At 36.3% G+C, this 12018-nt stretch carries 10 protein-coding genes and 1 tRNA gene; 6 read left to right on the forward strand and 5 right to left on the reverse strand.

Going from position 1 to position 12018, the window contains the following annotated elements:
- Window positions 1-5 precede the first annotated feature (5 nt).
- Entirely contained in the window at window positions 6-1256 is a 1251-nt protein-coding gene (gene rocD, locus ACEN2K_RS04565) for an ornithine--oxo-acid transaminase (RefSeq protein WP_441758139.1), read from the reverse strand.
- Window positions 1257-1489: 233 nt separating this feature from the next.
- On the opposite strand from rocD, the gene ACEN2K_RS04570 reads away from it, so the two are divergent.
- From ACEN2K_RS04570 to ACEN2K_RS04585, 4 genes are all read left to right on the forward strand, one after another.
- A complete protein-coding gene (locus ACEN2K_RS04570; RefSeq protein WP_441758140.1) occupies window positions 1490-1942 on the forward strand; it encodes an Lrp/AsnC family transcriptional regulator in 453 nt (150 codons plus the stop codon).
- 105 nt (window positions 1943-2047) lie between these two features.
- Window positions 2048-2821 carry a dienelactone hydrolase family protein gene (locus ACEN2K_RS04575; RefSeq protein ID WP_441758141.1) on the forward strand — a complete coding sequence of 258 codons (774 nt, stop codon included), beginning with the start codon at window positions 2048-2050 and terminating at the stop codon, window positions 2819-2821.
- A gap of 31 nt (window positions 2822-2852) precedes the next feature.
- Window positions 2853-3887 carry a DUF3667 domain-containing protein gene (locus ACEN2K_RS04580; RefSeq protein WP_441758142.1) on the forward strand — a complete coding sequence of 345 codons (1035 nt, stop codon included), beginning with the start codon at window positions 2853-2855 and terminating at the stop codon, window positions 3885-3887.
- 6 nt (window positions 3888-3893) lie between these two features.
- A complete protein-coding gene (locus tag ACEN2K_RS04585) occupies window positions 3894-4913 on the forward strand; it encodes a M28 family peptidase (protein WP_441758143.1) in 1020 nt (339 codons plus the stop codon).
- Between the two features lie 141 nt (window positions 4914-5054).
- Here ACEN2K_RS04585 and ACEN2K_RS04590 read toward each other — a convergent pair.
- The 4 genes from ACEN2K_RS04590 to ACEN2K_RS04605 all read right to left on the reverse strand — a co-directional run bounded on the left by ACEN2K_RS04590 (window position 5055) and on the right by ACEN2K_RS04605 (window position 7559).
- Window positions 5055-5130, reverse strand: a tRNA-His gene (locus ACEN2K_RS04590).
- Between the two features lie 76 nt (window positions 5131-5206).
- The gene (bshB1, locus tag ACEN2K_RS04595; protein WP_441758144.1) at window positions 5207-5923 is read right to left on the reverse strand and encodes a bacillithiol biosynthesis deacetylase BshB1; all 717 of its coding nucleotides are present in this window, start codon (window positions 5921-5923) and stop codon (window positions 5207-5209) included.
- An 85-nt stretch (window positions 5924-6008) separates the two neighbouring features.
- Window positions 6009-7088 carry an isochorismate synthase gene (locus ACEN2K_RS04600; RefSeq protein WP_441758145.1) on the reverse strand — a complete coding sequence of 360 codons (1080 nt, stop codon included), beginning with the start codon at window positions 7086-7088 and terminating at the stop codon, window positions 6009-6011.
- A 42-nt stretch (window positions 7089-7130) separates the two neighbouring features.
- Window positions 7131-7559, reverse strand: a complete 429-nt coding sequence (locus ACEN2K_RS04605) for a PaaI family thioesterase (RefSeq protein WP_441758468.1) — start codon at window positions 7557-7559, stop codon at window positions 7131-7133.
- A 117-nt stretch (window positions 7560-7676) separates the two neighbouring features.
- Between ACEN2K_RS04605 and ACEN2K_RS04610 the strand changes: the two genes are divergently transcribed.
- Together ACEN2K_RS04610 and ACEN2K_RS04615 are read left to right on the forward strand one after the other, a co-directional pair.
- On the forward strand, window positions 7677-9194 hold the full coding sequence (locus tag ACEN2K_RS04610; RefSeq protein WP_441758146.1) for a hypothetical protein: 1518 nt from the start codon (window positions 7677-7679) through the stop codon (window positions 9192-9194).
- Window positions 9195-9401: 207 nt separating this feature from the next.
- The gene (locus tag ACEN2K_RS04615) at window positions 9402-11957 is read left to right on the forward strand and encodes an endonuclease (RefSeq protein WP_441758147.1); all 2556 of its coding nucleotides are present in this window, start codon (window positions 9402-9404) and stop codon (window positions 11955-11957) included.
- Window positions 11958-12018 lie beyond the last annotated feature (61 nt).

A 12018-nucleotide genomic window follows, 5' to 3' on the forward strand; every position in this document is an offset into this window, starting at 1 on the left:
ACCAATTATTTGAAATCGTTAAGTGCTTTTTCGATAATGGCAAGGCAATCTTGAATTTGCGCTTCAGTAATCACTAAAGGCGGTGCAAATCTAATTTTGTTACCATGCGTTGGCTTAGCCAACAAACCATAATCTCTAAATTTAAGGCAAATATCCCAGGCTAAATCCGACTCTTCATCACTATTGATCACAATAGCATTAAGTAAACCTTTACCTCTTACTAAGGTAATCAATGAATTTCTAGATGCAATATCATTTAGTCCTTTTCTCAAAATTATTCCTAAACGTTCTGCATTTTCTGACAGGTTTTCATCTTTCACTACTTCTAGCGCAGCCATCGCAACTGCAGCAGCTACTGGATTTCCTCCAAAAGTAGAACCGTGTTGTCCTGGTTTGATTACATTCATAATCGCATCATTAGCCAATACTGCTGATACAGGATACACACCACCTGAAATCGCTTTTCCTAATATTAAAATATCCGGTTGTACATTCTCATGGTTTACCGCTAACAGTTTTCCTGTGCGCGCAATTCCTGTTTGAACCTCATCAGCAATAAACAATACATTGTGTGCTTCGCAAAGGGCTTTGGCTTTGGTCAAATATCCTTCGCTAGGAACATATACTCCCGCTTCCCCTTGGATAGGTTCTACTAGGAATCCAGCTATATTTGCACTTGATTGTAATGCTGCTTCTAAAGCCGCAGTGTCATCGTAAGGTATTTTAATAAATCCTGCGGTAAACGGACCAAAGTTCTTGCGGGCATTTTCATCATTAGAAAACGAAATAATGGTAGTTGTTCTACCATGAAAATTATTTTCACAAACAATAATTTGTGCTTGGTTTTCAGGGATTCCTTTCACTTCATAGGCCCATTTTCTACAAATTTTCAAAGCTGTTTCTACCGCTTCAGCACCTGTATTCATAGGCAGCACTTTGTCAAAACCAAAATACTTTGTTACATATTCTTCAAAAACACCCAACTGATCGTTGTGAAAAGCACGAGAAGTTAATGTCAAGGTTTGCGCTTGTTTTACCATCGCACCTACAATTCTAGGGTGACAATGCCCTTGATTTACTGCTGAATAAGCCGATAAAAAGTCGTAGTATTTTTTTCCATCTACATCCCAAACAAATACGCCTTCTCCTCTATCAAGCACCACCGGTAATGGATGATAATTATGGGCACCATATTTATTTTCTTTGGCTATTAATGCTTCTGATTTAGTTGAAAGTGTTCGATTTGTCTGTTGCATGATCTGTTTATTTTTTAATCTGTTATATAACAAAAATATAAAAATTAATTTGGTAAACAATGAAAAACCAAAGTTTTGACTTATAAAACTACATTAAAAGTTAATTATTAAATAAAATACGTATTTTAAAGTCAAATTAATTAAAATAAAAAAGATTTTATGCACCTAAAACAAAATTTATCTTTACATTTATACAGCTAAAAAAATAGCTTTTAATTTTTAATATATTTTAGATGGATACATTAGATGAATTTGATATAAAAATCATCAAAGAATTAGAAAAAGATGGCCGCATGCCGTACTCTTCTATTGCCAGTACGCTCAAAATTTCGAATACGATGGTACACCAGCGCATCAATAGATTACTCGAACAAGGCATAATAGCAGGAATAAAACCCATCATTAACGAAAAGAAAATAGGGTACGACTGGGGGGCATTTACCGGCCTTACTTTAAACAAGGACCAAGATTCGAATCGCATCATCGAAGAACTCAAAAAAATCCCTGAAGTGACCGAGTGTTACTACATCACAGGATCTTATACCTTATACATTAAAATGATTGCTAAGGATCACGAACACATGCGAAAATTGCTTTATGACAAAATTGATAACATACCTGGTATCGCTAAAACTGACTCGATGATTGAACTAGGTTGTGCATTTAAACGAAATATTTCCTTATAAATTAGTGGATTACAGTATAAAAAAACAATATTACAATCAATTAATTCTATTATTCCGCTTAACTTGCAGTGGTTAAATTCAGATATTTGTGTAAAATAAATTATTATGAAAAATATAAAATACTTCATTCTAGGGATGGTCATTTGCACCAATACCTCTTTTGCACAATTGAAAGCACAAATCTATAATGACGGTGCTCAAGTTTTAAATGGATATGCCATACAGCCATCCAAAAAATCGTTGCATAAACCCGGAATTCTCATTCTTCCCGCTTGGAAAGGAATTGACAAAGCATCAAAGGACATCGCAACTGAATTAGCTACTCTAGGTTACTATTCTTTTATCGCTGATATTTATGGCGAAGGAAACTACCCTAAAGACAATGCTGAGGCAGGTAAAAAATCAGGTTATTATAAAACCAACTTTGAGCTGTACCAACATCGCATTCAGTTAGCAATGGATCAATTGATTAAAACGGGAGCAAATCCTGATAATATCGTAGTGATTGGTTATTGTTTTGGTGGTACTGGTGCTCTTGAAGCAGCACGTGGTCATTTGAATGTAAAAGGGGTTGTCTCTTTTCATGGGGGTTTAGGCAAAGATGCCGCAAGACCTACTGAACCTATTACTGCAAAAGTGTTAGTATGCCACGGTGCTGATGATCCATATGAATCTAAAGAAGAGATTGCTGCTTTCCAACAAGAAATGCGTGATACTAAAGCGGACTGGCAAATGATTTATTATGCAAATGCAGTACACGGATTCACGAATCCTGAATACGGTGATGATAATTCTAAAGGAGCAGCATACAATGAAAAAGCAGCCAAACGCTCTTTTGAACACTTAAAACTTTTTTTAAATGAAGTTTTAAAGAAATAACTAGGCGACAGTAAAACCTAAATTCTTTATTATGAGTAAAAATCCTCAAAGAAAAGATAAGACGTGCTTAAATTGCAGATATGTTGTAGAAAACAAATTCTGCTCCAACTGCGGACAGGAAAACATAGAAATTAGAAAAACTTTCCATCAGCTATTTATTCATTTCTTTGAGGATTTAACCCATTATGAAAACGCATTTTGGAAAACGATTAAAAACCTTATTCTTAAGCCTGCTACTTTAACAAAAGAGTACTTATCTGGTAGAAGGCTATCGTACCTTGCCCCTATTCGTCTTTACATATTTATCAGTTTTATTACCTTTTTTTTGATAGGCGTCTTTCCTGATAAAAAAATAGATCTTGTTGAGCAGACTCCAAGCCAAACCACCGACTTAAAGATAAATAAACTCATCCACCCTGATGTACTTGCAAAAGACAATTTAGACTCCATACAACAAACGATTAATAAATCCGTTGCACTAAACGAACAAGTTGACAAACCTTATAATTTCGGCATTAGGACAGTACGGGAATTAGACTCCATACAAAAATATGGAAAGACAGAAGACAGATACAGTAGTTTTGAATATTCGGTTCTTAAAAAGGTTTTGACTGTTACTGAGCATAATACAGTAGATGAAATTATCGCAAAATTTAGAGTCTCATTTCTACACGATTTCCCCAAAGTATTATTTATTTACATGCCTCTATTTGCCTTTTTTCTCTGGCTATTTCACAATAAAAAAAAGTGGTATTACTTTGACCACGGTATTTTTACACTGCACTACTTTTCCTTTTTGTTATTACTTATTTTAATCCTGTTTCTTACTGATAAAATCTTTTTGTTATTAGAACCAACCAGTTTAACAAGTTTCATCAGCGGATTAATCTATTTTGCAGGCTTTGGCTGGATGCTTTATTATTTTTTCCCAGCGCATCACCGTTTTTATGGAGAATCAAGACTGATTTCGTTTATCAAAAGTATATTTCTATTTTTAATAAATTTTGTCGTAATAATTTTATTACTTTTATTGTTTGCCTTTTACACGTTTATAAATCTTCACTAATTAATAATGAAAAAAATAATTTCGTTGAGCCTACTTTTGGCTCTTTGTAGCAGTTGCGCTACTACCAAAGATGCTGTTACACTTGATAATTCTGATCCCACTAAATACATGGCGACTATTACAGCCAGCGATTTAAAAACGCATCTTTACATCGTTGCTGCTGATTCTATGGAAGGAAGAGAAACGGGATCTGAAGGACAAAAAAAAGCAGCCAAGTACCTGATCAGTCAGTATCAAAAAAATAATATTTCCTACCCTAAGGCTGCTCAATCGTTTTACCAAACAGTCCCTGCTGAATTCCTAAATAAAAAATATGGTGAGAATTTAAATGACTCTCAAAATATATGGGCATTCATCGAAGGATCAGAAAAACCAGACGAAGTAATTGTAATCTCTGCACACTACGATCACGTAGGTATTAAAAACGGTGATATTTACAATGGAGCAGATGATGATGGTTCTGGAACAGTAGCTTTATTAGAAATCGCTCAAGCTTTTGCAACAGCTAAAAAAGAAGGACATGGACCTAAACGTTCTATAATGTTTTTCCATGCGACAGGTGAGGAACACGGCTTGCTAGGTTCAAGTTATTATTCTGATAATCCTTTATACCCTTTTCAAAATACAGTTACTGATATCAATATCGACATGATAGGCCGCAGAGATATTGCACATGCTAATTCTAATAACTATGTATATTTAATAGGTGCCGACCGTTTATCTAGCGATTTAGATGCGATTTGTACTCTTGCGAATGCCAAATACACTAAAATGGATTTGGATTATAAATACAATGATAAAGCAGACCCAAATCATTTTTATGAGCGTTCTGATCATTACAACTTTGCTAAGCACGGTATTCCATCAGTATTTTTATTCAACGGTGTCCATGCAGATTACCATAAAAAAAGTGACACGGTAGATAAAATTGAATTTGATGCGTTAACTAAGCGAACACAACTGGCTTTTACGATTGCTTGGGAATTAGCAAATAGAGAAAACAGACCAGTAGTGGATAAACAATAATTTTCAATAAAAAGTTGCCCACTTTTAATTAAAAAATCAGATATAAAAAGTCCGTTTTGAAAGCAATCAAAACGGACTTTTTTTTTATTTCACTTTATTCCACAAAAAAAGCCTTGAATTTCTTCAAGGCTTTTGCTTTCTGGGTGGGAGACGGGGCTCGAACCCGCGACCCTCGGTACCACAAACCGATGCTCTAACCAACTGAGCTACAACCACCATTTGCTCTTAGCGGTGGCAAAGATACAACTAAAGTTTACTTCTGCAAACATTTTTTTAAAAAAAATACAGCAAATTTATAGCAAATCTGCTAAACTATTGACAGCCAAATACCTTTCTACTGTAAAACCTTCAGCGTGATCTACGCCTACTAATCTACCTAAGTCTCTAGAACGATAATTTAGACTTTCAAAGAAGTTTTTTGATGTTATAGGCGATTCTGGCTCCTTAGAGTCTTTATCATAAAACTGCGATCCGTAAGCCAAGATGGCTTCAATTTTTTTATCGGTAAACCCTGTGACATCCACAACAAAATCAGGTTCGACATTTTTCCATTGAATATAGTGATAAACTAACTTAGGTCTCCAAGCAGTTTGTTTTTCTCCCTCTAATTCTGTTTCTATACGCATCAATCCCGATAGAAAACAAGCATCAGAAACTAATTTACTTCCTTTAGAGTGATCAATATGGCGATCATCGATAGCATTACACAACACAATCTCTGGCTGGTATTTGCGTATCATTTTAATAATCTCTAATTGGTGCTTCTCGTCATTGACAAAAAAGCCATCTCTCATATTCAAATTCTCTCGCACAGCAACTCCAAGGATTTTTGCTGCTGCAGCCGCCTCTTGGTCTCTAATTTCAGCTGACCCTCTTGTTCCTAATTCGCCATGCGTTAAATCAATAATTCCTACTTTTTTCCCTAAAGAAATTTCTTTTAAAATTGTTCCTGCACAACCTAATTCAACGTCATCTGGATGTGCTCCAAAAGCCAATATATCTAGTTTCATTATTCTTATTATTTATTTTGTATGCTTGTTTTAATCTCTCTGTACTGTATGCTTACTCTATTTTCTTTTTTCTTTTTCTCGTCAACTACAAAATCCGCTTCATCGTCATGGACTTATTGACACTTTCCTTCCATTCCATTTCGGGACTGCTGTCTTTAGTGATGCCACAACCTACAAACAAGTGCGCTTTAGTAGTGTTGTTTTTTACATCCTGCTCTATTTTCATGCAGCGTAAATTAACGTATAAATCTGACTTAAGTTTCTCTTTTGCAAAGCCTCTCCTATTTAATTCACCTAGAAAGCCAGTGTAATATTCCCTATCATAACCTTCATTTTTAACTATAAATTGTTTGGCTACATCTTTGGGTAAACCACAAACAGCTGGTGTGGGATGTAAAACACTAACCACTTGTTTCAAATTTGAATTAGCATTCACTACGCCTTCAATATCTGTTTTTATATGCAGTAAGTTCCCCGCTTGTAAGGTATAAGGACTAGATACAGAAACTTCAGAAGTCAGCTCTTTTAAATTATTTAGAATAAAGTCGGTTACGAATTGTTGTTCCTCCATTTCTTTTTTCTCCCAAACAGCTTCTTCACCCTCCTTTAATTTTTGCGTTCCTGCCAATGCCATGGTGTAAAAATTATTTTTGTTGGCGTTCAACAAATGCTCTGGCGTTGCACCCAGCCACATACCAATTTTTGGGTGGTACCAGCAGTAGCAGAAAGCTGTTGGATACGTTTGAATCAATTTGGTAAAAACCGAAACCAACTCAAAATCTTTTAGCGCTACAATTTCTCTGCGAGATAAAACGACCTTTTTCATTTCTCCCGCTGCAATCGCATCAATCGCTTTTTGCACCACAGCTTCAAAATGTTCTTTTCCTTGTGTATGCTCTGGAATAGCAACTGCATCATCAATAGCTAGCTTTACCCTACTTGTTTGAGATTCCCATTTAACCGAATGTTCTTTTGGGATAAGAATCATTTGATTGTTTTCAAAAGGAGCAAAAACAAATCCACTTTCCTCTAAACTTTCAGCAAAATACAAATGGTCATTTTTTTGAAAATAACCGATGAGCTTATTTTTATTGGGTTTCCTGTAAATTACAAATGGTAAATGCTGTGCTTCTTGCTGTTTTACTTTAATGAAAAAATCAATCATATAGGCTATGTTTTAAGTCTAGTTTACACAAAAAATACGTTTTTATCGAGTCGATTTGGTCAAAACCATATTGGTTAATTTACAAAGCGAAATCAAATTTCCAGCTTCGTCTGTAATTTTTATTTCCCAAAGATGCAGAGTTCTTCCTTTATGAATGATGCGCGCCGTACCAAAAACAACGCCTTCGCGAATACTTTTTAAATGATTGGCCGAAATCTCTATACCGCGAATTTCCTGTTCTTTGTCATTAATAAAAAAGTGGGAAGCAGCACTACCTACACTTTCTGCCAAAGCAACAGAAGCGCCTCCATGCAACAACCCCATCGGCTGATGTACTGAGGAATTAACAGGCATTTTGGCTACTAAAAAATCTTCTCCTGCATCGATATACTCAATATTCAAAGTTTCCATCAATGTATTTTTAGAAAACTCATTACAATATTGTAGCATTTCATTTTTATCTAATACCATTCCTTTCATTTTATAAGATTGTAAAAATAAATAAAAGATAAGTCACAAAACAGTAAATACGAGGCTTATTCTGAATTCAAATTAGTTTTTTGCTATTTTTACACAAAAACAATGTCCATGCGGTTGGTAATTTTCCCCTTTCTTCTTTTAGTAATCATTTTGGCTAGCGCTTGCCGTTCCGATTTTGATACGGTTGCTAGTTCAGGAAAGTTGGGTTTTTCTAAAGACACTATTTATCTAGACACTGTGTTTTCTAACATTGGATCCAGCACGTACAGTTTAAAAGTATATAATAAAAGTAAAAGCGACATCAACATACCTACTATAAGATTAGGCAAAGGACTGACTTCAAAATATCGCATGACCGTTGACGGCATGCAAGGCACCGCAGGAAAATTATTTAGCAATGTTACCCTTTTAGCCAAGGATAGTTTGTACATCTTTATTGAAACAACCGCGAGCAGCACCGATGCAAATCCCACAGACTTTTTATACACCGATGCAATAGAGTTTGACAGTGGCGAAAACCTGCAAAAAGTACAATTAGTTACGCTAATTCAAGATGCGGTTTTCCTATACCCAAAACGTTTTGCTGATGGTACTAAAGAAACTTTGCCCTTGGCGGACAAGCAAGAAATTGAAGGCTTTTACCTAGATGAAAATGATGCTGTTAACGGTAATGAACTGCATTTTACCAAAAACAAACCCTATGTTATTTATGGATACGCTGCCGTTCCTTCAGGTAAAACAGCTGTATTTGATGCCGGAAGCCGTGTGCATTTTCATGCTAATTCAGGGCTTATAGTTGGCAATAAAGCCTCTTTACAAATTAATGGAAGCAAGTCAAACACTCCCGATTTAGAAAATGAAGTTATTTTTGAAGGGGATCGCCTAGAGCCACAATACGCTGCTGTTCCTGGACAATGGGGAGCAATATGGCTTACTGATGGAAGCACCAACAATTCAATCAATCAGCTAACCATTAAAAATGCTACCATAGGTTTACTGATTCAAAACAATGATGGAACAACTGTTCAAATAAAAAACAGCCAAATATATGATTCATCCAACTACGGGATTCTTGCGCAGACTGCTAAAATCAGTGCTCAAAACCTCGTTATCAACACTGCTGGAAAAGCAGCACTTTCTTGTAGCTACGGCGGAGACTATATATTTACCCACAGTACTTTTAACAATAATTGGAACAGTGTTTCCCAACTTGCAGTAGAAATAAGTAACTATAATTTAGGTGCAAGCCCCGAAATAAAGAACCTTACTCAAGCCACTTTTAACAATTGTATTATTTATGGTTCAAATACTAATGAGTTGCAATTGAATAAAAAAACGGCCTCCACTTTTAATTATCAATTCAACCATTGCTTGATAAAATTCAGCGAAAAATCTACAATACGTGAGTATCAATTCTTAACGGATGCAACACATTACAGCGGCATCTTGTTAAATCAAAGTCCGAAGTTTTTTAATATTGCTACTAACAAGTTGAATATCGACGCTAGTTCTGCCGCTTTCGCAAAAGGGAATTCGGCTTATCTCATACCATTGGATATTCTGGGAAACACAAGAACACTGCCTCCTGATCTTGGTGCTTATCAGACCAAAGAATTTGTAAAATAATCCGCCAGAAAACGGGATCAATTTCGTCCAATTAACATTCGAAAAAGAGATAAGAAAAAACCTAACTAAGTTAAAAATTTCTTAACCTTTTGTATTTCTAAAATATATAGATTTGTCGTGATTTAGAGTGTGATCTAAAAAATATCAATTTTTAGAAATCCTCTGAATTGCCCCCTATTTAATTAACCCAAATCTATTTTAAATTTTATGAAAAAAATCTACTCTTTCGTAATGCTATTATGCGTTACTGTTTGCATGGCGCAAATTCCGTCAGGCTATTACAACACAGCCACTAGTACGGGCTACACCTTAAAAACTCAATTGTACAACATCATCAAAGGCCATACTGATAATGGCTATGGTGGTCTATACACTACCTATCAGACATCAGATGTTGATAATTTTTATGAAAATGATGGAACTGTACTAGACATGTATTCTGAAAAACCAAATGGTACAGACCCTTACAATTATTCGACAGGATCCACACAACGATGCGGTAGCTATTCAAGCGAGGGCGATTGTTACAATAGAGAGCACATCATTCCGCAATCTACTTTTGGTTCTTCAGCACCTATGGTTTCTGATGCTCATTTCATCACACCTACAGATGGAAAAGTAAACGGACAACGCTCTAATTACCCACATGGAACAGTAGCTGCGGTAACTTGGACATCGCTCAATGGCAGCAAATTAGGATCGAGTTCCGTTTCTGGATATTCGGGAACTGTTTTTGAGCCTATAGACGAATTCAAAGGAGACATCGCTCGCATGTATTTTTATTTTGCAACTCGCTATGAAACCACTGTTTCGGGCTACTCCTATCCTATGTTTAATGGGACGAGCAACCAAGTTTTTACGACCGCATTTTTAAATATGTTATTAGCTTGGAACGCTCTGGACCCAGTTAGCCCAAGAGAAATTGCACGCAACAATGCTATTTATGGCACTCAAAATAATAGGAATCCGTATATTGATCATCCTGAATATGTACAGCAAGTTTGGAATCCATCAGGAGATATCCAAGCTCCTACTGCTCCAACTAATTTAATCGCTTCGAATACTACACAAACAACAACTAATTTATCGTGGACTGCAGCCACAGATAATGTAGCCGTTACAGCTTACGATGTATATCAAGGAAGTAGTTTGAAAGCAACTGTTACAGGAACCTCTTATGCTGTTACAGGCTTAACCGCTGCAACAGTTTATACTTTTTCGATCAAAGCCAAAGATGCAGCAGGAAACATTTCGCCCTCCAGTAATGTTGTAAACGTGACTACTAGTGGAACGGCTGCCATCGCATACTGCAGTTCACAAGGGAATAGTACTGCAGATGAAAAAATAGGCAAAGTTGTTTTTGGGTCCATCAGCAACAGTTCGACGGGAACAGCGGGCTATGAAAATTTCACTTCTTTTTCTACTAATGCCAGCCGCGGGACAGCTTATAACCTTACCGTAACTCCATTATGGACAGGCAGTGTATACAGTGAAGGCTATGCCGTTTGGATTGATTACAACCAAAATGGTCTTTTTACAGATGCTGGTGAAGAAGTGTGGACAAATGCTCCCTCTAGTTCAACCACAGTATCTGGTACTATCACCATACCAATAACAGCTACTTTAGGAGCTACAGGAATGAGAGTCGCAATGAAATACAATGGCGTACCCACTTCTTGTGAAGCATTCTCCTATGGTCAAGTTGAAGATTATACCATTAACATCACTGGAGGAAGTGCAGATACCATAGCACCCACTAGCCCAACAGCTTTGGCTGCTTCTGGGACCACGCAAACGACTACTAATTTATCGTGGACTGCAGCCACAGATAACGTAGCAGTTACCGCTTACGATGTGTATCAAGGTAGTAGTTTGAAAGCAACTGTTAGCGGAACCTCATATACTGTAACAGGATTGAGCGCTGCAACAGCTTATTCCTTCTTCGTAAAAGCTAAGGATGCTGCGGGTAATATTTCGGGAGCAAGTAACGCTGTCAACATCACCACTACAGCGGCTATTGGTGGAGCAACAGAATTATTCTTTTCAGAATACATAGAAGGTTCCTCTAACAATAAAGCGCTAGAAATTGCGAATGCAACGGGAACTTCAGTAAACCTAAGTACGTACTCCGTAAAAAAGCAAACCAATGGTGCTGGAGCTTGGAGTTCAGGAATTGCGTTAAGTGGTACCTTAACTTCTGGAAGTAAATTTACTTTAGTCAATAGTGCAATGGCTTCTAGTTGTTATCCTACTAGTTCCGCTAACATTGCTACATCGGCAACAGAATTGACATTCAATGGTAATGATGCCGTAGGATTATTTAAAAACGGCGTACTAATCGACATTATTGGGACCTTCAATGGAGGAACTGCTAACTTTGCTGCTGATGTGACTTTAAGAAGGAAAGCAACGGTAACCGCCCCTAACACAAGCTTTAATATTACAGCAGAATGGGATTCTTTCTCAGTAGATACTTGTAATAACCTAGGAAGTAGAGTAGTACAAACAAAAGACAAAACCACCACAATTGTGGAAACAGATAACATTCTTATCTATCCGAATCCTACTAATGGAGATTTTACAATTTACAATAGCAATCCAAAATTCACTGTAGAAATATTCAACCTAATAGGGCAAAAAATTCTTGAAAAACAAAGCATGAACAGCAATAGTTTGTCAGTATCTAAGCTATCAAAAGGAATCTATTTGATTAAAATCATAGATGCGACGCAATCCATCATTAAAAAAATAGTAATCAACTAGTTGAAACTAAATTAACACCCAATTAAAAAGCGGCAATTTTGCCGCTTTTTTTTATTAGAAT

The sequence above is a fragment of the Flavobacterium sp. W21_SRS_FM3 genome, from assembly GCF_052113625.1.
Classification (GTDB): Bacteria; Bacteroidota; Bacteroidia; order Flavobacteriales; family Flavobacteriaceae; genus Flavobacterium.

Coding starts and splice junctions, on each gene's coding strand:
- ACEN2K_RS04580 (WP_441758142.1), top strand. CDS start 2,853: ATGAGTAAAAATCCTCAAAGAAAAGATAAGACGTGCTTAAATTGCAGA.
- ACEN2K_RS04610 (WP_441758146.1), top strand. CDS start 7,677: ATGCGGTTGGTAATTTTCCCCTTTCTTCTTTTAGTAATCATTTTGGCT.
- rocD (WP_441758139.1), bottom strand. CDS start 1,256: ATGCAACAGACAAATCGAACACTTTCAACTAAATCAGAAGCATTAATA.
- ACEN2K_RS04585 (WP_441758143.1), top strand. CDS start 3,894: ATGAAAAAAATAATTTCGTTGAGCCTACTTTTGGCTCTTTGTAGCAGT.
- ACEN2K_RS04570 (WP_441758140.1), top strand. CDS start 1,490: ATGGATACATTAGATGAATTTGATATAAAAATCATCAAAGAATTAGAA.
- ACEN2K_RS04615 (WP_441758147.1), top strand. CDS start 9,402: ATGAAAAAAATCTACTCTTTCGTAATGCTATTATGCGTTACTGTTTGC.
- ACEN2K_RS04605 (WP_441758468.1), bottom strand. CDS start 7,559: ATGGTATTAGATAAAAATGAAATGCTACAATATTGTAATGAGTTTTCT.
- ACEN2K_RS04575 (WP_441758141.1), top strand. CDS start 2,048: ATGAAAAATATAAAATACTTCATTCTAGGGATGGTCATTTGCACCAAT.
- bshB1 (WP_441758144.1), bottom strand. CDS start 5,923: ATGAAACTAGATATATTGGCTTTTGGAGCACATCCAGATGACGTTGAA.
- ACEN2K_RS04600 (WP_441758145.1), bottom strand. CDS start 7,088: ATGATTGATTTTTTCATTAAAGTAAAACAGCAAGAAGCACAGCATTTA.